The organism is Streptomyces sp. NPDC104307, assembly GCF_055584045.1.
In genome coordinates this window covers 1-23644 of record NZ_JBVJMU010000025.1, presented here as the reverse complement: position 1 = coordinate 23644, position 23644 = coordinate 1, and the positions used below count along the sequence as shown (strand labels likewise).

Below are 23644 nucleotides of genomic sequence, written 5' to 3'. Positions count from 1 at the left end.
AATCGATACCCGGGCCCGGCCTACCCGGACCCCAGCCTTATCCGGGCCCGGCCTTACCCGGGCCCACGTGTAAGGGGCGCGGCCTAGTGGACCACGCCCCTTACACCACACCTCTACCACGGAGTCAGGCGAGCTGGACCACGGCGCGGGACATGCCCAGCACCTTCTTGTCGTCGCTCATCACCGTCAGGTCGACCCGTACCCGCTTGTCGTCCAGCAGGACGGCCACCTTGGCGCTGACCTCGATCAGGGCGCCCTTGTCGTCGTTGGGCACGACGACCGGCTTGGTGAACCGGACCCCGTACTCGACGATCGCACCGGGATCGCCGGTCCAGTCCGTGACGACCTGGATCGCCTCGGCCATGGTGAACATGCCGTGCGCGATCACGTCCGGCAGTCCGACCTCGCGGGCGAACTTCTCGTTCCAGTGGATCGGGTTGAAGTCGCCGGAGGCGCCCGCGTACTGCACCAGCGTCGCCCGGGTGACCGGGAAGGAGCGCGCCGGCAGCTCCGTACCGACCTCGACCGAGTCGTAACTCACCTTCGCCGTCATCACGCCTCCTCGGCGGCGCGCGCCACCAGCTTCGTCCACGCCGTCACGACAAGCTCGCCGGACTCGTCGTGGACCTCGCCGCGGACGTCCAGGATGTCGTTGCCGGCCATGGACTTGACCGTCTCGATGGTCGACGTGACCGTCAGCCGGTCCCCCGCCCGCACCGGGCGGACGTACACGAACCGCTGGTCGCCATGGACCACGCGGCTGTAGTCGAGGCCCAGCTGCGGGTCCTGCACGACCTGCCCCGCGGCCTTGAAGGTGATCGAGAACACGAACGTGGGCGGCGCGATCACATCGCTGTGACCGAGCGTCCTGGCCGCATCGGGATCCAGGTACGCGGGATTGGCGTCGCCGACCGCTTCGGCGAACTCCCGGATCTTCTCCCGGCCGACCTCGTACGGCGTGGTGGGCGGATAGGTCCGCCCCACGAAGGACTGATCGAGCGCCATGGGCTCGCAACCTCCTGATGAAAGACGAATGGGCCGAAGTCTCGGAGTACAGCTTCGTACAACGACACGAGGCCGCCCCCAATGGGGACGGCCTCGTGTACGAGCCTGATTCAGCGCGTTTCGCGGTGCGCAGTGTGCGAGTTGCAGCGCGGGCAATGCTTCTTCATCTCAAGACGGTCCGGGTTGTTACGCCGGTTCTTCTTGGTGATGTAGTTCCGCTCCTTGCACTCCACGCAGGCCAGCGTGATCTTCGGGCGGACGTCGGTGGCAGCCACGTGAGTGCTCCTTGGACGGACGGTGGACGGATGAACGCAAAAAAAGAGTAGCCGATCGGAGGACCGACCCCACAATCGGCTACTGTTAGTAGCGGTGACCGGACTTGAACCGGTGACACAGCGATTATGAGCCGCTTGCTCTACCGACTGAGCTACACCGCTTTGATGATGAGTCTCCCCGCCGAAGCGGGGTTTCCCGATCACCAGAGCCCCAATGCGGAATCGAACCGCAGACCTTCTCCTTACCATGGAGACGCTCTACCGACTGAGCTATTGGGGCGAGCGATGAAGACATTACACGCTCGGTCGCCGATCGCCCAAATCCGTTTCGAAGCCTCATCCAAAGCCCTTGATCGGCGCCGCCCCGGCCCCTTGATCAGCCGCTCGTCCGGCACTTGATCAGCGGTTCAGCGGCCCCGGGATCACCTCCCGCCGCACAGACGCGCACTCGTCACGCACGCCCCTCCGCGCGCCCCTGCGGACGGCACCGGTACGACTATTCGGCTCCTCCTCGAACCCGGTACGTCACACCTCTAGGCTCGTCTCACTCTGCGTGATCCTGCCCCCTTCCCTGGAGCGCGATGCCCGACAGCAGACCGCGGCCGCCGGACGACCACGCCGCCGACGCGCGCAACAGCCCGGAGAGCACGGCGCTGACGCTCTGCGGCGCCCGTCTCATCGACGGCCGCGTCGTGGACGTACGGCTCGGCGGCAGCCGGATCGAGGCCGTCGGCACCGTCGGCAGCCTCGCCGCGTCCGGCGCGCGCATCGACCTGCGCGGCCACCTCCTGCTGCCGGCGCCCGCCGAGCCGCACGCCCACAGCGACACCGCGCTCACCGCCGACGACGCCGTGACCGGCACCCCCGGACCGGCCTCGCAGCTCCCCGAGGACGTCCAGCGGCGCGCCACAGAGGCCGCGTTGCTGCAACTCGGGCACGGCGCGACCGCGCTGCGCTCGCACGTACGGATCGGCGACGTACAGGGCCTCACCGCCCTCGAAGCCGTCCTCCAGGCACGCCGGTCGCTGCGCGGGCTCGCCGACCTGACCGCGGTCGCCGTCCCCCGGCTGCTCACCGGCATCGCGGGCGCCGACGGCCTGGCCATGCTCCGCGACGCGGTGAAGATGGGCGCCGGTGCGGTCGGCGGCCGCCCCGACCTGGATCCGGACCCGACGGGGTACGCGGAGGCCGTCCTGGAGATCGCCGCCGAACACGGCTGCTCCGTCGATCTGCACACGGACAGTGACGACCCGGCCCGCCTGGCCCGGCTCGCGGCGATGGCCGGCGGACTGCGGCAAGGGGTCGCCCTCGGCCCCTGCGCGGGCCTCTCCCGGCTTCCCGAGGAGGCCGCGGGCCGCGCCGCGGACCAGCTCGCCGCGGGCCGTGTGACGGTCATCTGCCTGCCCCAGGGCGGCTGCTGCGGGGCGGAGCGCCGGGGTACCGCCCCGGTACGGCTGCTGCGCGCGGCCGGGGTACGGGTCGCGGCGGGCAGCGGGGCGCTGCGGGACCTCGCCAACCCGGTGGGGCGCGGCGACCCGCTGGAGGCCGCCTTCCTGCTGGCCTCGCAGAGCGGGCTGAGCGCCGGGCACGCCTACGAGGCGGTGTCCGCGGAGGCCAGACGGGCGATGGGGCTGCCGGAGGTGCGGATCGAGGCGGGTTTCCCGGCTGAGCTGCTCGCCGTGCGCGGCGAGCAGCTCAGCGGGGTGCTCTCACTGGCGTACAGCCGGATCGTGGTGCACCGCGGCCGAGTGGTGGCCCGGACCAGCGCGGTACGCGAGTACTGCGACTCCGAGACGGGCGGCGGTGCCGGGCTCCCCCGCCAGGGTCGGGCGGATTCCGGTCCCGGCGGCGGGGCTTGAGCGCGCCGCGGCGCGCTGCGGCGTACGGTCGTGACCATGCGCATTGTCATCGCAGGTGGACATGGTCAGATCGCACTGCGGCTTGAGCGGCTGCTCGCCGCGCGCGGGGACGAGGCGGTGGGGATCATCCGCGATCCCGGACAGCGTGACGACCTTCGGGCCGTCGGCGCGGAACCGGTGGTCCTGGACCTCGAATCGGCCACCGTGGAGGAGACCGCGGAGGCGCTGCGCGGGGCCGACGCGGTGGTCTTCGCGGCCGGTGCGGGCCCCAACAGCGGAACGGACCGCAAGGACACGGTGGACCGCGGCGCCGCCGTCCTCTTCGCGGACGCGGCGGAACGGGCAGGGGTACGGCGCTACGTCGTCGTCTCGTCCATGGGCGCCGACGCCGACCACCCCGGAGACGAGGTGTTCGACGCGTACCTGCGGGCCAAGGGCGCGGCGGACGCGTACGTACGCTCCAGGACGGCACTCGACTGGACGATCCTGCGCCCCGGCATGCTGACCAACGACGCCGGCACCGGCCAGGTGCTGCTCGCCGCGTCGACCGGCCGGGGCCCGGTCCCGCGCGACGACGTGGCGGCCGCGATCGTGGAGCTGCTGGACACCCCGGCGGCGGCGGGCCTGACGCTGGAGCTCATCTCGGGCAACGTGCCGGTGATGGTCGCGGTGAAGGACATCGCGGGCAACTGAAGCCGGGGCGCCGGGCGCCGGCCGCGCCGGTCAGCCGCCCGGTGCCGGACGTACGGTGATGCCGTGCCGCTCCAGCAGGGCCGCCGTCACTCCGTCGCCCTCGCGCAGCTCCCCGGTGAACGACCCGTCATAAACCCTGCCGCGCCCGCACGAAGGGCTCCGCGCCATCAGCAACGCCTCGGTGCAACCGGCCCCGCGAGCCGCCTCCAGGGCCCGCCGCGCGCCGTCCAGGAACGCCTCGGTCACATCGTGCCCGGAGTCGTCCACGACGCGTGCGCGGCCGTCCAGGACGTCATGCCCGTCACCGCCGACGATCTCGGCGGGGCGCCGGGGCGTGGGCAGCCCGGCGGCGACCTCGGGACAGCAGGACACGGCCCGCCGGTCACCGATGGCGGCGGAGAGCTCGGCGGAGGCCTTGCCCCGGCCGTCGAAGCGACAGGGCATGCCCAGCAGGCAGGCACTGACCAGTACGGGTTCCGTTTCCATGGCTACACCCTTCGCGACCGGCACAACAGAGAAGGCCCCCGTCCGAGGACGGGGGCCTTGCTTTGTGGCGGCGCCAGGGTTCGAACCTGGGTAGGCTGAGCCGGCAGATTTACAGTCTGCTCCCTTTGGCCACTCGGGCACACCGCCAAGGGATGCTGCCGTCGGGCCCGTCTCGCGACGGCGCTCTGTGGCAACGACGTAAACGATACCTGATGCCCAGGGGTGCTACGCCACTGGATTGATCAGCGGCCCGCGCGGGCCGGGGTGGCTAGGCTTTGGGGGCGGCGTGGTGCCAGTGGGCCCCGCGGCCGCCCCGTAGACATTCCGTTTCCAGCACCCCGATACAAGGAGCCACACGTCATGGCCGACTCCAGTTTCGACATCGTCTCGAAGGTCGAGCGGCAGGAGGTCGACAACGCCCTCAACCAGGCCGCAAAGGAAATCTCGCAGCGATACGACTTCAAGGGCACCGGCGCCTCGATCTCCTGGTCGGGCGAGAAGATCCTTATGGAGGCGAGCGGCGAGGAGCGGGTCAAGGCGATCCTCGACATCTTCCAGTCCAAGCTGATCAAGCGCGGCATCTCGCTGAAGTCGCTGGACGTGGGCGAGCCGCAGCTGTCCGGCAAGGAGTACAAGCTCTTCGCCACCATCGAGGAGGGCATCTCCCAGGAGAACGCCAAGAAGGTCGCGAAGATCATTCGCGACGAGGGCCCCAAGGGCGTCAAGGCGCAGGTCCAGGGCGACGAGCTGCGGGTCAGCTCGAAGAGCCGGGACGACCTGCAGGCCGTTCAGGCGCTGATCAAGGGCCAGGACTTCGACTTCGACGTGCAGTTCGCGAACTACCGGTAGGACGCGGCGGTCCGGGCGCGGGGCGGAATGCAGGGTTCCGCGCCTGGACGTCATGTCCGAATACCGCCGGTTCCAGCGGTTCGGGCGACGCAGACTGGTCCGTGGCAGCCGATGACCGTGCTGTCCGCCGGACGAGATGAGGGACGAGTCATGACCATGTACACGACGGTCGACAGCCCGCTGGGCGAGCTGCTGCTGGCCGGCGAGGGGGCTGCGGGACCGACCGGCGACGGCGTCGCGCTCCTCTCGCTCTCCCTGCCGGGCCAGAAGGGCGCGGCGGTCGTCCAGGACGGCTGGAGCCACGAGCCAGGGGCCTTCGCGGGGATCGCGGGGCAGCTTCGGGAGTACTTCGAGGGGCGGCGGACCCGCTTCGACATCACCCTCGCGGACGGCCTGGGCACCGAGTTCCAGCGCCGGGTGTGGGCCGCGCTGGACGAGATCCCGTACGGGGAGACAGTGTCGTACGGGCAGATCGCCGCGCGGGTCGGTGCCTCCGGGGCGGGGGTACGCGCTGCGGGCACGGCGATCGGGCGCAATCCCGTGCTGGTCGTACGGCCGTGCCACCGGGTGATCGGCGCCGACGGGGCGCTGCGCGGTTACGCGGGCGGCCTGGAGCGCAAGGAGCGGCTTCTGGGGCTTGAGGGCGCCCTGGCGGTGAGCTGATGGCCGGGCTCTTCCCCCGGCCGAGGGCGGAGGTCGCGCCCGGGGCGGTGCACGTTCCCGAATGGCTTTCCGAGGAGCGGCAGCGGGAGTTGGTGGCGGCCTGCCGGGAGTGGGCGCGGGGGCCCGTGCCGTTGCGGCACACGGCGCTGCCGGGCGGCGGGGTGATGTCCGTACGGACGGTGTGCCTGGGGTGGCACTGGCAGCCGTACCGCTACACCCGCACGGCGGACGACGTGAACGGCGCACCGGTCGCCCCGTTCCCGGAGTGGCTCGGGGAGTTGGGGCGGGAGGCGCTGGTGGCGGCGTACGGGCAGGAGAGCCCGGTACGGGCGTACGCGCCGGACACCGCGCTGATCAACTTCTATGACGACGCGGCGCGGATGGGCATGCACCAGGACAAGGAGGAGCGGTCCGGTGCCCCCGTGGTGTCACTGAGCATCGGTGACAGCTGCGTCTTCCGCTTCGGGAACACGGAGGGGCGGGGAAGGCCCTACACCGACGTGGAGTTGGCCTCGGGCGATCTGTTCGTCTTCGGCGGGCCTTCGCGTTTCGCGTTCCACGGGGTGCCGAGGATCCACCCGGGGACGGCCGGTCCCGCGACAGGCATGAGCGGTGGTCGGCTCAATCTGACCCTTCGCGAGACCGGGTTGGGCGTCTGAGGACGTCCGAGGACGGGCAACGGCAGGGCGTCAGCGGCGATCGCGGGAGTTCCCGAACAGCAGCCGGTAGGCGATCAGCAGGACCAACGAGCCGCCGATGGCCGAGATCCAGGTCGCCGCGTCGAAGAAGTCGTCCTTGGAGATCGGGCGGTCCAGGAAGCGCGCGGATATCCAGCCGCCCACGAAGGCGCCGACGATCCCTATGAGCGTGGTGCCCACGAGGCCGCCGGGGTCGCGTCCCGGCAGCAGGATCTTGGCGATGACGCCCGCGACAAGTCCAAGAATGATCCAGCCAATAATCGTCATGCGTGCGAACCTACCCGTCACTCGGTCTTGGAATCCAAGACGCGAGTGCGGGGTGGATGGTTGCGGGACATGGCCTGTGAGCTGGCCCTACGTCACTCGCGGCGGCGTAGGTCACTCGCGCCGCCGGTCGTCACCGGCCAGTCGGCACCAGCCAGTCGTCACCGGCCAGTCGTCACAGCCAGTCGTCACCAGCCGGCGAACTGCTCGTCGGTGCTGACGATCTCCTTGCCGAAGGGCATCAGCGATACCGGGATCAGCTTGAAGTTGGCGATGCCCAGGGGGATGCCGATGATCGTGATGCACAGGGCGATGCCGGTGGTGATGTGACCGAGCGCCAGCCACCACCCGGCGAGGATCAGCCAGAGCACGTTGCCGACGCAGGAGGGCGCGCCCGCGTCCCGGCGGTCGACGACGCGGTGGCCGAAGGGCCACAGGGCGTAGACGCCGATGCGGAAGGCCGCGAGGCCGAACGGGATGCCGATGATCGTGATGCACAGCAGGAGTCCCGCGAGCAGGTAGCCCAGGAACATCCAGAAGCCGCACAGCACCAGCCAGATAACGTTCAGAATTGTCTTCATGGGCGAGGACCTGCCATCTGCTCAAGTCGGGCGATGCGCTCCGCCATCGGAGGGTGGGTCGAGAACATCCTGGACATGCCCCGGCCGGGGCGGAAGGGGTTGGCGATCATCATGTGGCTCGCTGTCTCGATCCGCGGTTCGGGGGGCAGTGGAAGCTGTTTGGTTCCGGCATCAAGCTTACGCAGGGCGGCGGCAAGGGCCAGCGGGTCTCCGGTGAGCTGGGCGCCGGAGGCGTCCGCCTCGTACTCCCGGGAGCGGCTGACGGCCAGTTGGATGACGGAGGCGGCGAGCGGGCCCAGGATCATGATCAGGAGCATGCCGAGGATGCCGGGGCCCTCGTCGTCGTTGGAGCGGCCGACCGGGATCAGCCAGGCGAAGTTGACCAGGAACATGACGACGGAGGCGAGAGCTCCGGCCACGGAAGAGATCAGGATGTCGCGGTTGTAGACGTGGCTCAGCTCGTGCCCGAGGACGCCGCGCAGCTCCCGCTCGTCCAGGATCTGGAGGATGCCGTCGGTGCAGCAGACCGCCGCGTTGCGCGGGTTGCGGCCGGTCGCGAAGGCGTTGGGGGCCTGCGTCGGGGAGATGTAGAGCCGCGGCATGGGCTGCCGGGCGGCCGTGGAGAGCTCGCGGACCATGCGGTACAGCTGGGGCGCCTCGAACTCGCTCACCGGACGGGCGCGCATGGCGCGCAGCGCCAGCTTGTCGCTGTTCCAGTACGCGTAGGCGTTGGTGCCGACGGCTACCAGGAGCGCGACGATCAGGCCGGTACGTCCGAAGAAGCTGCCGATGAGAATGATGAGTGCGGACAGGCCCCCGAGGAGTACGGCGGTTCTCAGCCCGTTGTGCCGGCGGTGCACGGTACGCCCTCCAAATGGTGCAGCAGGGGAACCCTTGCTTGGTGGTGCTCCACTCCCCAGTGGAGCCTCCCGTACTGGTCAACGCCAGGCGAGGAGAGCTAGTTCCCTTGTGCTCGCTGCCGCGGGGCCGGGCCGCTCCGGGTGTTCGCTCCGGAGCGGGCCGTAGGCCGTGCGGGTGGAGGGGTACCGCCGGATCAGCGCTGGACGGGGAGTTTGGCGAGCGCGAGGGCCTCGGGGTCGGGCTCGACCTCGCTGGTGCAGTGGGCGCAGCGGGAGGCGACGGCGGGGATCGCGGTGTAGCAGCGGGGGCAGTCGCGCAGCGCGGCCTTGATGTCGACCTCTTCCTGGTCCTTCTTGGCGGTGAAGCGGTCCTGAACCTTGGCCATGGGGACGACGACGCAGAAGTAGAGGACCGCGGCGGTGATGAGGAAGGCGATCGCGGCGGCGACGAAGAGGCCGTAGGGGAACGTCACACCGTCGAACTTGAACTCGGCCTTGCTGAAGTCACCGGTGCCCCGGGTGATGAGGCCGATCAGCGGCACGATGAACGCGTTGCTGAACCCGGTGACGACCGCGGTGAACGCGGCTCCTACGGCGAGGCCGATCGCCATGGAGATGACGTTTCCGCGCAGGATGAATTCCTTGAACCCGTTCAGCACTGCCCCTGGCTCCTCTGTCGCGATGTGACGTTCGTATGCGCTGTGTGACGTATGCGCTGTGTGACCTATGTGCTGTGTGACGTATGCGCTGTGTGACGTTCGTATGCGCCGTTGCGCGGGCATGACCCTGCCCTGCGCGGGCCGCTCCGGGCAAACCGATCTTGGTGCGCGTCAGAACAGGTTGACGCCGGCGAACCGGAGGACGGCCTGGGGGGCGCCCGACAGGGCGATGCCGGCGACGGCGGTGATGACGATCGCGGCGGTGAGCGGTGCCGGGGCCCGGTGGGGGGCGGCGGGCCGCTGGTCGGTGTTGTCCTCGTCCGCCGGATCCTGAGCGGCGTCCCGTGCCTCGTCCTCCGCCGGGCCGCGGAACAGGGCCGCGGTCCACTGGAGGTAGTAGTACAGCGCGATCACTACGTTGACGGCCATGACGACGGCGAGCCAGCCGAGTCCGGCGTCGACGGCCGAGGAGAAGACGGTGACCTTCGCGAAGAGGCCGATGATGCCCGGCGGCAGTCCGGCCAGGCAGAGCAGGAAGAAGCCCAGGGTGAGGGCGGCCAGGGGGCGGGTGGCGTAGAGGTTGCGGTAGTCGGCCAGGCGGTTGCCCGGGTGGGTACGGGCGACCAGGGCGGCCACCCCGAAGGCGCCGAGGTTCACGACGGCGTACATGAGGGCGTACGCGACGGTGGAGCCGATCTGCCGGTCGCCGGCGTACGCGGCGGCGGCGATCGGCACCAGGAGGTAGCCGGCCTGCGCGACGGACGACCAGGCGAGGAGGCGTACGGCGCTGCGGGCGCGGGTGGCGCTCTGGCGCAGCGCTGCGACGTTGCCGACGGTCATGGTGAGCGCGGCGAGGACGGCGAGGGCGGGGCCCCAGACGTCCGCGTAGGAGGGGAACGCGACCACGGTGACGAGGATGAGGCCGGAGAAGCCGACGGCCTTTCCGACGACCGAGAGGTAGGCGGCGATCGGCAGCGGGGCACCGACATAGGTGTCGGGGACCCAGAAGTGGAAGGGCGCGGCGGCCGTCTTGAAGGCGAAGCCGACGAGGGTGAGGGCGACGCCCGCCTCCGCGAGGGTGACGAGCTGTCCGGGTACGTCGTCGAGGCGGCCGGCGATCTCCGTGAGGTGGAGGGTGCCGGTCGCCGCGTAGACGAAGCTGACGCCGAGGAGCATCACGGCGGTCGCGACGACGGAGGACAGGAAGAACTTCAGCGCGGCCTCGGAGGAGCGCCGGTCGCCGCGCTTGATGCCGACGAGGGCGAAGGCGGGCAGCGAGGCGACTTCGAGGGCGACGACGAGCGTGGCGAGGTCGCGGGCGGCGGGCAGCAGTGCGGCGCCCGCGGCGGAGGACAGCAGCAGGAACCAGAACTCGCCGGCCGGCAGCTTGCGGGTGTCCCCGATCGACAGCAGCGCGGTGAGCAGCGCGCCGCCGAGCACGAGGAGCTGGATGACCAGGGTGAAGTGGTCGGCGGTGTAGCTGCAGGCGTGGGTGCCGGTGGTGAGGCAGAAGGTGGAGCGGTCGCCGTCGCGCAGCGGGAGGAGCAGTGCCAGGGCGGCCACGAGACCCGCGACCGCTCCGTAGCCGAGCAGCGGTTTGCGTTCCTTCGGTACGAAGAGGTCGGCGACCAGGACGACGAGGGCGACGGCCGCGACGGTGAGCGGGGGCGCGATGGCGAGCCAGTCGACGGACTGGACGAGGCTGGACGTGCCTCCGGCCGCGGTCCGGACGAGGCCGGTGGCGTCCCCTGCCGCGGACTGGACGAGGCCGGAAGCGTCCCCCGCCGCGGACTGGACGAGGCCGGTGGCGTCCCCCGCCGCGGTCTGGACGAGGCCGGTGGTGCTCTCGGCCGCTGTGGTCACGACTTGCCTCCTGCGAGGAGCTTCTGCACGGCCGGGTCGGTGAGGCCGAGGAGGACGGCGGGCCACAGCCCGGCCAGGACGGTGAGGGCGGCGAGGGGGGTCCAGGCGGCGAACTCGTGGTGCTGAATGTCGGGGATCCGATGCGGTTCCTCACGCTTGGCGCCCATGCAGACGCGGCGTACCAGGATGAGCATGTACGCGGCGGTGAGCAGGGTGCCGAACGCGGCGATGGACATGAACGTCAGGAAGGCGGGGCGGCTCAGGCCGTCGGCCGGGTCGAAGGCGCCGAACAGGGTGAGCATCTCGCCCCAGAAACCGGCGAGTCCGGGCAGTCCGAGGGAGGCGATCGCGGTGAACGCGAGGAGGCCGCCGAGGCGGGGCGCGCTGCCGTAGAGCGCGGCGCCGGTGGCTCCGGAGAGGGTGTCGAGGTCGGCGGTGCCGTAGCGGTCCTTGACCGCGCCGACCAGGAAGAACAGCAGGCCGGTGATGAGCCCGTGGGCGATGTTGGCGAAGAGCGCGCCGTTGACCCCGGTGGGGGTCATGCTCGCGATGCCGAGGAGGACGAAGCCCATGTGGCCGACGGAGGAGTACGCGATCAGGCGCTTCAGGTCGCCCTTGGCGCCGGGCCGGGCCAGGGCCAGGCAGGCGAGTGACCCGTAGATGATGCCGGCGACCGCGAAGGCCGCGAGGTAGGGCGCGAAGGTGTGCATGCCGTCGGGGGCGATCGGGAGCAGGATCCGGACGAACCCGTACGTGCCCATCTTCAGCAGGACGCCCGCGAGGAGGACGGAGCCGACCGTGGGGGCGGCGGTGTGGGCGTCCGGCAGCCAGCTGTGCAGCGGCCACATCGGGGTTTTGACGGCGAGTCCGATGCCGATCGCGAGAACGGCGATGACCTGCACGGACGAGGTGAGGCCGCGGCCGTTGTCAGTGGCAAGTGCCACCATGTCGAAGGTGCCGCTCTCCAGTCCGATGAGGAGCAGCCCGAGCAGCATGACGACCGAGCCGAGCAGGGTGTAGAGGATGAACTTCCAGGCGGCCGCCTGCTTCCGCGCACCGCCCCAGCGGGCGATGAGGAAGTACATCGGGATGAGCACCATCTCGAACGCCAGGAAGAACAGCAGCAGATCGAGGACGGCGAAGGTCGCGAGGGTGCCGGACTCCAGGAGCAGGATGAGTGCGACGAAGGCCTTCGGGGAGGGGCCCGCCGGCATTTTGAAGTAGCTGTGGAGCGCGCAGAGGAAGGTCAGCAGCGCGGTCAGTACGAGAAGGGGGAGCGAGATGCCGTCGATGCCGAGATGGATGCGGACGTCGAGCGCCGGGATCCAGCTGATGTCGGTGGTGGCCTGCATCTTCGACGGGTGGTCGTGGTCGAAGCCCAGGGCGAGCGCGATCGCGGCGAGGAGGATCACGCCGGTCACGGTCACGCCGTGGCGGAGCACGGCCTGGTCCGGGTTGCGGCCCTTGAGTCCGGGCGGGGCCGGGAGCAGGGCCGCGACGGCTCCGATCAGCGGGGCGACGACGATGAACGCCAGAAGGAACTGCATCACGGATTCGCTCATATCGATCACGGCTCACGACCCGGCGTTGACGTTGGCGAAGACGACGGCGGCGACCGCCAGGACCAGGGAACCGGCGAGCAGTGCGCTGAGGTAGGTCTGCACGTTGCCGGTCTGGGCACGGCGGACGGCGGTGCCGAGCCAGCGTGCGCCGGTGGCGGAGCCGCGTACGTAGGTGTCGACGACCTCGCGGTCCAGGAAGCGGACGAGGCTCGCCGCGGCCTGGACCGGGCGGACGAACAGGGCCGCGTAGACGGCGTCCAGGTGGAAGCCGGTGGCCGCGTGGCGGTGGAGCGGGCCGAGCAGCAGCCGGCCGGGGTCGGCCGGGTCGGGGGCGTCACCGGTGTCCCCGAAGGCGGCGGTGCGGGCCTCGATGGCCTCGATCTCGACGAGGGCGGGTTCCGCGTCGGGGTGGGCGACGACGGAGCCCATGGGGGTACGGGCGGCGAGCGCCGTGGTGTGGCGCCAGGCCCCGTAGGTGACGAGTCCGCCGACGAGGCCGACGCCGGTGGACAGGACGGCGGTGGTGAGCGACGGGGTGAGGCTGTGGCCGTCGAACCAGTCGCCGATCACTCCGACGGTGAGTCCGAAGGCGATGGTGGGGACGGCCAGTACCCAGAGGACCGAGGTCATGGCGACGGGCTGGCTGCCGTGGTCGGGGGCCTCCGCACCCCGGCCGCGGAAGGCGAGGAGCCAGAGGCGGGTGGCGTACGCGGCGGTGAGCACGGCGGCCAGGAGTCCGGCGATCAGGACGGTCCAGCCGGCGGCGGCCGGGGCGACGTGGCGGTCACCGAGGGCGGTGTGCTCGGCGGCGACGAGGACGGCTTCCTTGGAGAAGAAGCCGGCGAACGGCGGGATGGCGGCCAGCGCGAGGAGCGCGACGGTCATCGTCCAGTACGCGTCGGGGATGCGCTTGGCCAGGCCGCCCATGCGGGACATGGCGGCCAGTGAGTTGGTGCCCGCGGCGTGGATGACGACGCCCGCGGCGAGGAAGAGGACGGCCTTGAACGCACCGTGCGAGAGGAGGTGGAAGACAGCTGCCCCTCGGTCACCGACGGCCAGGGCGCCGGACATGTAGCCGAGCTGCCCGATCGTGGAGTAGGCGAGGACGCGTTTGATGTCGTCCTGGGCGAGCGCGGCGAGTCCGGAGCCGATCATCGTGATCGCCGCCATCACGGCGAGGACGACGAGCGCCGCGCCGGAGGCGGCGAAGACGGGGAGCAGCCGGGCCACGAAGTAGATGCCGGCCGCGACCATCGTCGCGGCGTGGATCAGCGCGGAGACGGGGGTGGGACCGGCCATCGCGTCGGGCAGCCAGGTGTGCAGCGGGAACTGCGCGGACTTGCCCGCGACGCCGGCCAGGAGCAGCAGGGCGATCACGGTGGGGTGGTCGAGACCGCCGTGCGCGACGGAGCCCAGGATGCCGGTGATGCGGAAGGTACCCGTGTCTGCGGCGAGGGCGAACAGGCCGATGAGGAAGGGGACGTCACCGAGCTTGGTGACCAGGAACGCCTTGAGGGAGGCCGCGCGGGCCTCGGGCGTCTCCCAGTAGTGGCCGACCAGGAAGTACGAGCAGATGCCCATGACCTCCCAGCCGACCAGGAGCACCATCAGGTCGCCGGAGTAGACGACGAGCAGCATCGCGGAGGTGAAGAGGGAGACGAGAGCCGCGTACGAGGGGTAACGGGGGTCGTCGCGCAGATACGCGGTCGAGTAGATCTGCACGCAGCTCGCGACCAGGGCGACCAGGACGGCCACGAGGACCGCGAAGCCGTCGAGGTGCAGGGCCAGATCGATCGGGACCGATCCGGTGGGGGTGAGCTGGGTGGCGGCGTCGATGGCCCGGCCGCCGCCCTGGCGTGCCGCGACGACGGCCGCGATGACGAGGGAGGCGAGGGAGGGCAGTACCGCCAGCGGGCGGACGAAGCCGGGGGAGCCGCGCCCGAGGAGGAGTCCGGCCGCGGCTCCCAGGAACGGGAGGAGGGGGACGAGGACGGCAAGGGTCGTGGTGGTCACGGAGTGGCCTCTGCCTTCTTTGCCTTCCCGGCCGGAGCGGTGGCTGGGTCTTCGGCGGCTTGCTGGGCTTCGGCGTCGCTCTCGTCGTCACCGGCCGGGACTGTCTCGGCCTCGTCGGTCTCGGCGGTGTCGCGGAGGCGGTCGATGTCGGAGCTGCCCCGGTTGCGGTACACGGCGAGGACGATGGCCAGCCCGATACCGATCTCCGCCGCCGCGATGGCGATGGTGAACAGGGTGAGGGCCTGGCCGGAGTGCAGGGCGTCGCGGAGCCAGACGTCGAAGGCGACCAGGTTGAGGTTGACGGCGTTGAGCATCAGCTCGACGGACATCAGGACGAGGATCGCGTTGCGGCGCGCGAGTACTCCGTAGAGGCCGGTGCAGAAGAGGAGGACGGCGAGCACGGCGGGATAGGCGAGGTGCATCAGCTCTTGTCCTCTCGCTGCGGGCCGGCCGGGGTGGTCCTCTCCCGGCCCTTGCGGGACAGGACGATCGCGCCGACGAGGGCCGCGAGCAGGAGAACGGAGAGCGCTTCGAAGGGGAGTACCCAGTGCCGGAAGAGGAAGGCACCGGTGACCTCGGTGGATCCCTGGGCCGGTCCGTCCAGTTCGATCCAGGTGGTGCGGAAGGCGTCCACGACGACCCATACGAGGGTCCCGGCGGCGGTGACGGCCACCGCGAGGGCGGCCCAGCGGTTCTCCGAATCGGCGTCCGGGGAACGGCCGATGGGGGCCCGGGTGAGCATCAGGCCGAAGAGGAGGAGGACGACTACGGACCCTACGTAGATCAGTACCTGCACCCAGGCGATGAACTCGGCCGTGAGCAGGAGGTATTCGACGGCTAGGCCGCCGAGCGCCACGATCAGCCAGAGGGCCGCGTGCACCAGCTGCCTGGTCGTGACGGTGACGAGGGCCGCGCCGAGGGTGGCGATCCCGACCAGGACGAAGGCGATCTCGATACCGGACGGGGAGAGGAAGCCGGGGTGGCTCCCGGCGGCGAGGACGGTCGCGGGCATCACGCCTGGCCCTCCTGGTCCGTCGGGGCGGGTGGGGCCGGTGGGGCCGGTGGGGCGGGTGGGGCCGGTGGGGCCGGTGGGGCCGGTGGGGCCGGTGGGGCAGTCTCTGCGGCGGCAGCCTCGGCGGCGGCCTCGGCGGCGGCCTCCTCCTGCTCGCGTTTGGCCAGGAGCTTGTCCGCCGTCTTGCGGGCGGCGGCGATCTCCTTCGGTTCCTCGGCCCCCGGATCGAGCGCCGGGGGCTCCGGCACCGTCCACATCCACTCGCGGAGCTTGTCGCGCTCGTGGGTGAGTTCGAGGATGTCCGTCTCCGCGTACTCGAACTCCGGCGACCAGAACAGCGCGTCGAAGGGGCACACCTCGATGCAGATCCCGCAGTACATGCAGAGCGAGAAGTCGATGGCGAAGCGGTCCAGCACATTGCGGCTGCGCTCGCGACCGCCCGGGGCCGCGGCGGGCACCGTCTCCTTGTGGGAGTCGATGTAGATGCACCAGTCGGGGCACTCACGGGCGCAGAGCATGCAGACCGTGCAGTTCTCCTCGAACAGCGCGATGACGCCTCGGGAGCGGGGCGGCAGCTCGGGCTGCGTGTCCGGGTACTGGGCGGTGACGGTCTTCTTCGTCATCGTCCGCAGGGTGACGGCGAGACCCTTGGCCAGGCCCGCACCGGGGATGCGGGGCCGGGAGGGCGGGAGCGGTGCGGTCACTGGTTGATCGCCACCTTCACGATGCCGGTGAGCGCGATCTGCGCGAGAGCGAGCGGAATGAGCGTGGTCCAGGCGAGCTTCTGCAACTGGTCCTCACGGAGTCGCGGATAACTGACCCGCAGCCAGATGACGACGAAGGCGAGGACGGCGACCTTCAGGAGCGTCCAGACCCAGCCCAGTCCGTCGGCGCCCAGCGGACCGTGCCAGCCGCCCAGGAAGAGGACGGTGGTCAGCGCGCACAGCACGACGATGCCCGCGTACTCCGCGAGCAGGAACAGGGCGAACCTGAGGCCGGTGTACTCGGTGTACGCGCCGAAGATGATCTCCGAGTCGGCGACCGGCATGTCGAACGGCGGGCGCTGGAGTTCGGCGAGCCCGGCCACGAAGAAGACCAGGGCTCCGACGATCTGCCAGGGCAGCCACCACCACTCGAAGGCGTCGAGGATGCCGGGCAGCGAGACCGTACCGGCCGCCATCGCCACCGAGGCGGCGGCGAGCAGCATCGGCAGCTCGTACGCGAGCAGCTGCGCGGCGGTGCGGATGCCGCCGAGCAGCGAGAACTTGTTGGCCGAGGCCCAGCCCGCCATGAGCGAGCCGAGCACGCCCACGCCCATCACGGCGAGCACGAAGAAGATTCCCGCGTCGACCACCTGGCCGACCGCGCCCTCCCCGGGGCCGATCGGGACCGCTACGAGTACGAGGAGGTACGGGAGCAGCGCGACGGCGGGGGCCAGCTGGAAGACCCGGCGGTCGGCCTCGGCCGGGACGATGTCTTCCTTCTGTACGAACTTCACGCCGTCCGCGACGAGCTGGGCCCAGCCGTGGAAGCCGCCGGCGTACATGGGGCCCAGGCGGCCCTGCATGTGGGCCATCACCTTGTGCTCGGCCTGGCCCACGATGAGGGGGACGGCCATGAACACCGCGAACACGATGACGAGGCGGAGGGCGACGTCCAGTACGTCGTTCACGCTTCGCCTCCGGCGGGGGTGTCGGGAGTGTCGGGGGTTTCAGGTGCCTCTGCTGCGGCTGCTGCGTCTGAGGGGTGCTCGGGGGTGGGGGTGTCGGTGCCGCTGCGCGGGGGCTCTCCCCTGCCCGCCCCTTCCCGAACCGGGGGCTCCGCCCCCGGACCCCCGCTCCTCAAACGCCGGAGGGGCTGGGATGAGGCCGGATCAGCGGCATCGGCGTCAGCCGGGGACGGGGTGCCGTCCGACGGTGTCGTCTCCGACGCTGCGTCGTCGAAAGCCGGGCGGGCATTGTGCCACGGCGCGTCCGCAGCCGGAGCAGGAGTTGAGGCCGAGGGCGGGACCGGGCCCGGCGCGGGTACCGGTCCCGGTGTCGGGTCCGGCGTGGCTGAGGGCGCCGCGGCTGTGCGCTGGCCAGCCGAGCCGTCGCTCGCGCTGCGGGTGCGGCGGGCCGGGCGGTCTCCGGCGGGCCTCGCCGCGCGGGCGGGGCGGGCGGGGGCAGGGGGGAGCTGGCCCTTGAGCGGGCCCCACTCGTTCGGGTCGGGGACGCCGGGCGGCAGCATCGTGCGGCGCTTCGGGCCGCCGTGCTCCGACTCGCCGGGCTCCTTGGCGCCCGGCCAGGCCTTCGCCACGCGGGCCGCCAGGACGAAGTCCTTCCGCAGCGGGTGGCCCTCGAAGCCCTCGGGCAGCAGCAGGGGGACCAGGTGCGGGTGGCCGTCGAAGCCGATGCCGAACATCTCGTGCGTCTCGCGCTCGTGCCAGCCGGCGCCCGCGTAGACGTCGATCGCGCTGGGCAGCACGGCGGCCTCGTGCGGAACCGTCGTACGGAGCAGCAGCCGGCGGACCGCGGGGCCGGGGGCCGTACGGTCGGGCAGCGCGGCGAGGTGGGCGCAGACCCGGAAGCCCGTGCCCGGTTCGTCCACGGCGCTCAGCCAGTCGAAGTAGGTGCAGCCGAGCCGGTCCCGCGCCGTTTCGAGCGCGGTGATCCAGGACGCGGGCGGCACGTCGACGGTCAGCAGTTCGTACGCCTGCTCCGCCGTGGCGTCCTCGCCGAAGATCTCGGTGACTGCGTCCGGCAGCCGGTCGTAGCTCCCGGTGTTCTCGGTGCTCGCTGTGTTCTCGGTGCTTCCGGTGCTTCCGGTGTTCTCGGCGGACGTCACTTCCCCTCCTCCTTCACGGAGTCGGGCGCAGAGTCGGGCACGGACGGTGCGGTGACCAGTCCGCTGCGCAGCGCCGCGGTGGAGGGGCGGGCCGCGCCGGCGTTCCCATAGCGCTCGCTCAGCGACTCGCGCGCGATCTTCTCCTGAAGCTTGAGGATGCCCTGGAGCAGGGCCTCGGGCCGGGGCGGGCAGCCGGGGACGTAGACGTCGACCGGGATGATCTGGTCGACCCCCTTGGTCACCGAGTACGAATCCCAGTACGGGCCGCCGCAGTTGGAGCAGGCGCCGAAGGAGATGACGTACTTGGGCTCGGGCATCTGCTCGTACAGCCGCTTCACCGCCGGGGCCATCTTGTCCGTCACCGTGCCGGAGACGATCATGAGGTCGGCCTGGCGGGGGCCGGGGGCGAACGGGATCACGCCGAGCCGGATGAAGTCGTGGCGCGCCATGGAGGCGGCGATGAACTCGATGGCGCAGCAGGCGAGTCCGAAGTTGAAGACCCAGAGGCTGTAGCGGCGGCCCCAGTTGAGGACCACCTTCATCGGCTCGGGGGCGAGCCGGGACAGCACGCCGAGCCGCTTCGGCTCAGGAAGGAACGTGGGTACGGGTTCGGGTACGGGTTCGGGCCCGGGTACGGGTGCGGGACCCGACTCCGGTCCCGACTGCGGCCGCGGCTGCGGCTGACCGGCTGACGACGGGCTCGTCACGTCCATTCGAGGACGCCCTTCTTCCATGCGTAGAGCAGTCCCACGGCCAGGAAACCGAGGAAGATGAACATTTCCACCAGCGTCGTCGCGCCGTATCCGGGCGCGGCGAAGACGGTTGCCCACGGGAACAGGAAGATCGAGTCGACGGCGAAGATCACGTACAGGAAGGCGTACACGTAATAACGGACCTGGGTGTGGGCCCAGCCCTCCCCCACGGGGTCCACGCCGCACTCGTACGTGAGGAGTTTCTCCGGCGTCGGGACCACCGGGCGCATCAGCCGGCCGGCTCCGAAGGCGACGGCGACGAAGAGCACGCCGACCACGGCGAGCAGTCCGACGACCGAGTAGCTGTGGAAGTACTCCGACGCGAGAACGGCCGGTCCCGACAGGTCCGCAACGTCCGTCACGTCCGCCCCCTCGCTCCCTCAAACCTGTTCGACGATCTGTACGCACGGGAGTCTAGGCCCTGTAAAGGAACAGTAAGCAGTCGCGTCGCGCAACGGGTGGGGTTAACCCCACTTCACGCCACCCACGAGCCCCATGGCGTCCGGATGCCCCACCCGGCAGGCTGGGTGCATGACCATGAGCCCCCAGGTAACCGGCAACGACCGGCCGCCGCCCGTCCGCTTGGCCTTCGACACGTACACGTGGAAGGAGATCGCGCATCTCCTCGCCAACCTCCCGGTGGCGATCCTCGGGTTCGTCTACTCGGTACTCATGATCGGTATCGGCGTCGGGCTCGCGGTCACGGTCATCGGTCTGCCTCTGCTGGCGCTCGGGCTCCAGGGTTCGCGGCTGATCGGCCGGGCCGAGCGGGGCCGGGCGCGGGGTCTGCTCGGGGTGCGGATCGACGAGCCGAGCCCGATGGCTCCGGTCCGCCGCGAGGAGGGGTTCTTCGCCTGGCTGTGGACGAGCCTGAAGGACCCGGTGGGCTGGCGCGCGGTGCTGTACTCCTTCATCCGGCTGCCGTGGGGTGTGCTCACCTTCGCGTTGACGCTCGTGAGCCTCTTCGTCCTGTGGCCGGTGCTCCCCTATACGGCGCGGTTCATGGCCAACGCCGACCGGGGCATGGTGCGCGGGCTGCTCTCGCCCTCCGACGAGCTGGAACGCCGTATCGCGGAGCTGGAGTCGGACCGGGGAGTGGTCGTCGACACCGCCGCCGCCGACCTGCGCCGCATCGAACGCGACCTCCACGACGGCGCCCAGGCCCGGCTCGTCGCCCTCGCCATGGGCCTCGGCCTCGCCAAGGAAAAGCTGACCGACAACCCGGAGGCCGCCGCCAAAATGGTCGACGAGGCACACGGCGAGGTCAAGGTCGCCCTCCAGGAACTGCGCGACCTCGCCCGCGGCATCCACCCCGCCGTCCTCACCGACCGGGGCCTCGACGCCGCCCTCTCCGCCATCGCCTCCCGCTGCACCGTCCCGGTGACGGTGGGGGTGGATCTGCCGGGGCGGCCGGCGCAGGCCATCGAGGGCATCGCGTACTTCACGGTGTCCGAGCTCCTCCAGAACGTCAGCAAACACAGCGGCGCGCGCACCGCGTCCGTCGATGTGTGGCGGACGGCGGACCGGCTGCTGCTCCAGGTCACCGACGACGGACGCGGCGGGGCCTCGATGAGCGGCGGTACGGGGATGTCCGGGCTGGCCGAGCGGCTGGGCGCGGTGGACGGGCTGTTCGTCCTCGACTCGCCGCCCGGCGGCCCGACCACCGTCACGGCGGAGCTGCCCTGGCGCGACCGGGAGAACGAGAAGGCCGCCCCACGCGGCCGGATGGAGAAGGCGTAAGCACCCGGAGCCCGTCCGAACAGGAGCAGGGCAGGGCGGGGCAGGGCGGGCTCCGGGGTGGGGAAAACCCCCCGTTGAAGAGGGAGACCGGCCTCATGGTGCGCCGCCGCCCGGGACAGCACCCTTGAAACAGCACAGAGCACGGAGCACAGAGCACAGAGCACAGAGCACAGACAGAACCAAAAGCCAGAACCAGAACCAGAACCACAACCAGAGCCAGAACAGCAGACGCGGAAGAAACGGATGGACGCCATGGCCACGGCATACGGACCGGCTACGCGGGACCAGCAGCGCTCGGGCCCCGGCTTCGGCCCCGGCCCCGGCTTCGGCAGCGGTCCGGGGGCCGGGTCCGGGGAAGGAACCGGGGCCGGGGACGGCCGCCCCGACGCGAAGCACGTGGTCCCCGCCGTACTGCGCGCCCCCTTCGAGGCCCGGACCTGGCGCGAGACCGCTTACCTGCTGCTCAGCCTGCCCCTCAGCATCGTGTTCTTCACCCTCGCCATCACCATGACGTCGCTGGGCGCCGGGCTGCTCATCACCTTCCTGGGGATTCCGGTGCTGGCCGGGGGCCTGGCCATGTGCCGCGGGTTCGGCGCGCTGGAGCGGGCGCGGGCCCGTGGACTGCTGGGGCTCGACGTGGCGTCCCCGGAGCCGGTGCGGGGGCGTACCGGCGGGCTGATGTCGTGGGTCGGGGCGGTCCTGAAGAGCGGGGTGTCCTGGCGGCATCTGCTCTACTCGCTGCTGCACCTGCCGTGGGCCGTCTTCGGCTTCATCGTCTCGACGGCCCTGTGGTCCTGGGGCCTGGCGGCCTTCACCTACCCGGCGTGGCACTGGATCTTCCCGGCGTACACGGGCGTCGAGGGAGTCCAGCTGTACGGGGACGACGGGCACCAGGTCTATCTGGACTCGCCCGTCGAGCTGGCCCTGACCAGCGCCGTCGGGCTGCTGTTCGTCCTGGTCACCCCGTGGATCGTGCGCGGTCTGACCTCGGTGGACCGGCTGATGGTGACCGGGCTGCTGGGCCCGTCCCGGCTGGCGACACGGGTCACGGAGCTGGAGTCGGACCGGGGGGTGGTCGTCGACACCGCCGCCGCCGACCTGCGCCGCATCGAACGCGACCTGCACGACGGCGCGCAGGCCCGGCTCGTCGCCCTCGCCATGGATCTGGGCCTCGCCAAGGAGAAGCTGACCGACGACCCGGAGGCCGCCGCCAAAATGGTCGACGAGGCACACGGCGAGGTCAAGGTCGCCCTCCAGGAACTCCGCGACCTCGCCCGCGGCATCCACCCCGCCGTCCTCACCGACCGGGGCCTCGACGCCGCCCTCTCCGCCATCGCCTCCCGCTGCACCGTCCCGGTCACCGTCGAGGTCGACCTGACGTCCCGGCCCGCGCAGGCCATCGAGGGCATCGCCTACTTCACCGTGTCCGAGCTCCTCCAGAACGTCAGCAAACACGCCCACGCCACCCGGGCATCCGTCGAGGTGTGGCGGACGTCGGACCGGCTGCTGCTCCAGGTCACCGACAACGGACGCGGCGGCGCCGGCCTGACGTCGGGCAGCGGCCTCGCCGGTCTGACGGAGCGGCTGGACGCGGTGGACGGGATCCTGGTCGTCGAGTCCCCGGTGGGCGGCCCGACCAAGATCACGGCCGAACTCCCCTGGCGCGGCTGACCGCGCCCCCGGCAGCCGCCCTCTCGCCCGGCGCCCCGGGGCTCCCCCACCGGCCCGCGCGACGCAACCCTCCGAACGCTCGCGGCGTCACCGCCGATACTGGGATGCTGGATGCTGAACGGCATACGGGCGGGAACAGCGAGCGGTGGGGGAAGAGACGTCGTGGTGGAGGACAGGGTGCGGGTAGTCATCGCCGAGGATTCGGTACTGCTCCGGGAGGGACTCACCCGGCTGCTGACCGATCTCGGTCATGACGTCGTGGCGGGGGTCGGGGACGCCGAGGCGCTGATCAAGACGGTGGGCGACCTCGCCGGGCAGGACGCGCTGCCGGATGTGGTGGTCGCGGACGTGCGGATGCCGCCGACCCACACGGACGAGGGCGTGCGGGCCGCCGTACGGCTCCGAAAGGAGTACCCGGGCATAGGGGTACTGGTCCTTTCGCAGTACGTCGAGGAGCAGTACGCCACCGAGTTGCTGGCCGGATCCAGCCGGGGCGTGGGGTATCTGCTGAAGGACCGGGTCGCCGAGGTGCGGGAGTTCGTGGACGCGGTGGTCCGGGTGGCGCAGGGCGGTACGGCGCTGGACCCGGAGGTCGTCGCGCAGCTGCTGGGCCGGAGCCGTAAGCAGGACGTGCTGGCCGGGCTGACGCCCCGTGAGCGCGAGGTCCTCGGCCTGATGGCGGAGGGGCGGACCAACTCCGCGGTGGCGAAACAGCTGGTCGTGAGCGATGGCGCGGTGGAGAAGCACGTCAGCAACATCTTCCAGAAACTCGGGCTGTCCCCCAGTGACGGCGACCACCGGCGGGTGCTGGCCGTGCTGACGTATCTGAATTCCTGACGGTTCCCGCTGAATTCCCGGCGGTTCTGACGCCACGTCCGGCCGCCGGGACCGGACCGCGCGCGACTCGCTCCACACACTCTCCAGTGAGGGTCCGACGAGGATCCGGGTGGCTGATGAATCATGGCGGGACGGCGCCGGACAGGCGTCTCAAAATGCCGTCCAACTTATGATCCGCCAGAGGAAGGCGACCCTTACAGACGTAGGGTGGAGCCTGGGACCGCCGGCGGGCCGGATGGTTCCGAGCCACCGCGCCGAGGGAGGTCCAGTAAGTGACCAGCCAGGTCAGTAGCCCCGCCGAACAGGCCGATGAGGCCAGTGAGGCGCTCGTAGGGGGACAGCGTGCCCCCCAGTCCGCAACAGACAACGGTGACAAAGAGATCCGCCGTCTGGACCGGGTGATCATCCGTTTCGCGGGTGACTCCGGTGACGGTATGCAGCTCACGGGTGACCGGTTCACCTCGGAGACGGCTTCC

The 23644-nt window shown here is 70.9% G+C and carries 26 protein-coding genes, 3 tRNA genes and 1 pseudogene; 9 read left to right on the top strand and 21 right to left on the bottom strand.

The window, feature by feature from the left end:
- Positions 1–124: 124 nt before the first annotated feature.
- The 5 genes from ACZ601_RS36725 to ACZ601_RS36705 form a co-directional block, all read right to left on the bottom strand.
- Positions 125–553, bottom strand: a complete 429-nt coding sequence (locus ACZ601_RS36725) for a MaoC family dehydratase (RefSeq protein ID WP_311303786.1) — start codon at positions 551–553, stop codon at positions 125–127.
- Positions 553–1005 (bottom strand): MaoC family dehydratase N-terminal domain-containing protein, encoded by a 453-nt coding sequence (locus ACZ601_RS36720; RefSeq protein WP_311303787.1) that lies wholly within the window; start codon positions 1003–1005, stop codon positions 553–555. The genes ACZ601_RS36725 and ACZ601_RS36720 overlap by 1 nt, the downstream gene beginning before the upstream one ends.
- Positions 1006–1115: 110 nt before the next feature.
- Positions 1116–1280, bottom strand: a complete 165-nt coding sequence (gene rpmG, locus ACZ601_RS36715; RefSeq protein WP_003956487.1) for a 50S ribosomal protein L33 — start codon at positions 1278–1280, stop codon at positions 1116–1118.
- 89 nt (positions 1281–1369) lie between these two features.
- Positions 1370–1442: transfer RNA gene (locus ACZ601_RS36710), tRNA-Met, on the bottom strand.
- A 45-nt stretch (positions 1443–1487) separates the two neighbouring features.
- Positions 1488–1560 (bottom strand) — tRNA-Thr (locus ACZ601_RS36705).
- 301 nt (positions 1561–1861) lie between these two features.
- Here ACZ601_RS36705 and ACZ601_RS36700 point away from each other — a divergent pair.
- Both ACZ601_RS36700 and ACZ601_RS36695 read left to right on the top strand, forming a co-directional pair.
- Positions 1862–3139: an amidohydrolase family protein gene (locus tag ACZ601_RS36700; RefSeq protein ID WP_469546061.1), complete on the top strand. Its 1278-nt coding sequence runs from the start codon at positions 1862–1864 to the stop codon at positions 3137–3139.
- A 36-nt stretch (positions 3140–3175) separates the two neighbouring features.
- Positions 3176–3832 (top strand): SDR family oxidoreductase, encoded by a 657-nt coding sequence (locus tag ACZ601_RS36695; RefSeq protein ID WP_440573649.1) that lies wholly within the window; start codon positions 3176–3178, stop codon positions 3830–3832.
- 30 nt (positions 3833–3862) lie between these two features.
- Here ACZ601_RS36695 and ACZ601_RS36690 read toward each other — a convergent pair whose 3' ends face one another.
- Both ACZ601_RS36690 and ACZ601_RS36685 read right to left on the bottom strand, forming a co-directional pair.
- On the bottom strand, positions 3863–4318 hold the full coding sequence (locus tag ACZ601_RS36690) for a 2-thiouracil desulfurase family protein (protein ID WP_469546058.1): 456 nt from the start codon (positions 4316–4318) through the stop codon (positions 3863–3865).
- Positions 4319–4383: 65 nt separating this feature from the next.
- Positions 4384–4465: transfer RNA gene (locus tag ACZ601_RS36685), tRNA-Tyr, on the bottom strand.
- Positions 4466–4678: 213 nt separating this feature from the next.
- On the opposite strand from ACZ601_RS36685, the gene ACZ601_RS36680 reads away from it, so the two are divergent.
- From ACZ601_RS36680 to ACZ601_RS36670, 3 genes are all read left to right on the top strand, one after another.
- Entirely contained in the window at positions 4679–5167 is a 489-nt protein-coding gene (locus tag ACZ601_RS36680; RefSeq protein WP_440573645.1) for a YajQ family cyclic di-GMP-binding protein, read from the top strand.
- Positions 5168–5317: 150 nt separating this feature from the next.
- The gene (locus tag ACZ601_RS36675) at positions 5318–5830 is read left to right on the top strand and encodes a methylated-DNA--[protein]-cysteine S-methyltransferase (RefSeq protein ID WP_469546056.1); all 513 of its coding nucleotides are present in this window, start codon (positions 5318–5320) and stop codon (positions 5828–5830) included.
- The gene (locus ACZ601_RS36670; RefSeq protein ID WP_440573643.1) at positions 5830–6489 is read left to right on the top strand and encodes an alpha-ketoglutarate-dependent dioxygenase AlkB family protein; all 660 of its coding nucleotides are present in this window, start codon (positions 5830–5832) and stop codon (positions 6487–6489) included. The genes ACZ601_RS36675 and ACZ601_RS36670 overlap by 1 nt, the downstream gene beginning before the upstream one ends.
- A gap of 30 nt (positions 6490–6519) precedes the next feature.
- On the opposite strand, the gene ACZ601_RS36665 is transcribed toward ACZ601_RS36670, so the two are convergent.
- The 14 genes from ACZ601_RS36665 to ACZ601_RS36600 form a co-directional block, all read right to left on the bottom strand.
- Positions 6520–6795: a GlsB/YeaQ/YmgE family stress response membrane protein gene (locus ACZ601_RS36665; protein ID WP_389207310.1), complete on the bottom strand. Its 276-nt coding sequence runs from the start codon at positions 6793–6795 to the stop codon at positions 6520–6522.
- A gap of 185 nt (positions 6796–6980) precedes the next feature.
- Complete coding sequence (locus tag ACZ601_RS36660; protein WP_390086177.1) at positions 6981–7373, bottom strand: YccF domain-containing protein; 393 nt, start codon at positions 7371–7373, stop codon at positions 6981–6983.
- A complete protein-coding gene (htpX, locus tag ACZ601_RS36655) occupies positions 7370–8233 on the bottom strand; it encodes a zinc metalloprotease HtpX (RefSeq protein ID WP_440573642.1) in 864 nt (287 codons plus the stop codon). The genes ACZ601_RS36660 and htpX overlap by 4 nt, the downstream gene beginning before the upstream one ends.
- 194 nt (positions 8234–8427) lie before the next feature.
- Positions 8428–8892 (bottom strand): large conductance mechanosensitive channel protein MscL, encoded by a 465-nt coding sequence (mscL, locus tag ACZ601_RS36650; RefSeq protein ID WP_390086173.1) that lies wholly within the window; start codon positions 8890–8892, stop codon positions 8428–8430.
- 171 nt (positions 8893–9063) lie between these two features.
- Positions 9064–10755 (bottom strand): NADH-quinone oxidoreductase subunit N, encoded by a 1692-nt coding sequence (locus ACZ601_RS36645; protein ID WP_469546051.1) that lies wholly within the window; start codon positions 10753–10755, stop codon positions 9064–9066.
- Entirely contained in the window at positions 10752–12302 is a 1551-nt protein-coding gene (locus tag ACZ601_RS36640) for a complex I subunit 4 family protein (protein WP_469546177.1), read from the bottom strand. Before ACZ601_RS36640 ends, ACZ601_RS36645 begins: the two co-directional genes overlap by 4 nt.
- A 27-nt stretch (positions 12303–12329) precedes the next feature.
- On the bottom strand, positions 12330–14330 hold the full coding sequence (locus ACZ601_RS36635; RefSeq protein ID WP_469546049.1) for an NADH-quinone oxidoreductase subunit 5 family protein: 2001 nt from the start codon (positions 14328–14330) through the stop codon (positions 12330–12332).
- Positions 14327–14752: an NADH-quinone oxidoreductase subunit NuoK gene (gene nuoK / locus ACZ601_RS36630; RefSeq protein WP_469546047.1), complete on the bottom strand. Its 426-nt coding sequence runs from the start codon at positions 14750–14752 to the stop codon at positions 14327–14329. The genes ACZ601_RS36635 and nuoK overlap by 4 nt, the downstream gene beginning before the upstream one ends.
- The gene (locus ACZ601_RS36625; RefSeq protein ID WP_469546044.1) at positions 14752–15342 is read right to left on the bottom strand and encodes an NADH-quinone oxidoreductase subunit J family protein; all 591 of its coding nucleotides are present in this window, start codon (positions 15340–15342) and stop codon (positions 14752–14754) included. The genes nuoK and ACZ601_RS36625 overlap by 1 nt, the downstream gene beginning before the upstream one ends.
- A complete protein-coding gene (locus ACZ601_RS36620; protein WP_469546173.1) occupies positions 15342–15965 on the bottom strand; it encodes a 4Fe-4S binding protein in 624 nt (207 codons plus the stop codon). The genes ACZ601_RS36625 and ACZ601_RS36620 overlap by 1 nt, the downstream gene beginning before the upstream one ends.
- A 77-nt stretch (positions 15966–16042) precedes the next feature.
- Positions 16043–17014 (bottom strand): complex I subunit 1/NuoH family protein, encoded by a 972-nt coding sequence (locus ACZ601_RS36615; RefSeq protein WP_440579430.1) that lies wholly within the window; start codon positions 17012–17014, stop codon positions 16043–16045.
- Complete coding sequence (locus tag ACZ601_RS36610) at positions 17011–18168, bottom strand: NADH-quinone oxidoreductase subunit C (protein WP_469546040.1); 1158 nt, start codon at positions 18166–18168, stop codon at positions 17011–17013. The genes ACZ601_RS36615 and ACZ601_RS36610 overlap by 4 nt, the downstream gene beginning before the upstream one ends.
- On the bottom strand, positions 18165–18881 hold the full coding sequence (locus ACZ601_RS36605; RefSeq protein ID WP_469546038.1) for an NADH-quinone oxidoreductase subunit B: 717 nt from the start codon (positions 18879–18881) through the stop codon (positions 18165–18167). Before ACZ601_RS36605 ends, ACZ601_RS36610 begins: the two co-directional genes overlap by 4 nt.
- A complete protein-coding gene (locus ACZ601_RS36600; protein ID WP_123524223.1) occupies positions 18872–19282 on the bottom strand; it encodes an NADH-quinone oxidoreductase subunit A in 411 nt (136 codons plus the stop codon). Before ACZ601_RS36600 ends, ACZ601_RS36605 begins: the two co-directional genes overlap by 10 nt.
- A 169-nt stretch (positions 19283–19451) precedes the next feature.
- Here ACZ601_RS36600 and ACZ601_RS36595 point away from each other — a divergent pair, with 169 nt between their 5' ends.
- The 4 genes and pseudogenes from ACZ601_RS36595 to ACZ601_RS36580 form a co-directional block, all read left to right on the top strand.
- On the top strand, positions 19452–20660 hold the full coding sequence (locus ACZ601_RS36595; protein ID WP_469546034.1) for a sensor histidine kinase: 1209 nt from the start codon (positions 19452–19454) through the stop codon (positions 20658–20660).
- 252 nt (positions 20661–20912) lie between these two features.
- Positions 20913–22331, top strand: coding sequence for a sensor histidine kinase (locus tag ACZ601_RS36590; RefSeq protein ID WP_469546030.1), 1419 nt, complete (start codon positions 20913–20915; stop codon positions 22329–22331).
- Positions 22332–22508: 177 nt separating this feature from the next.
- Entirely contained in the window at positions 22509–23168 is a 660-nt protein-coding gene (locus ACZ601_RS36585; protein WP_024493722.1) for a LuxR C-terminal-related transcriptional regulator, read from the top strand.
- A gap of 272 nt (positions 23169–23440) precedes the next feature.
- Positions 23441–23644 (top strand): annotated as a pseudogene (locus ACZ601_RS36580) (2-oxoacid:acceptor oxidoreductase subunit alpha); the annotation flags it as partial.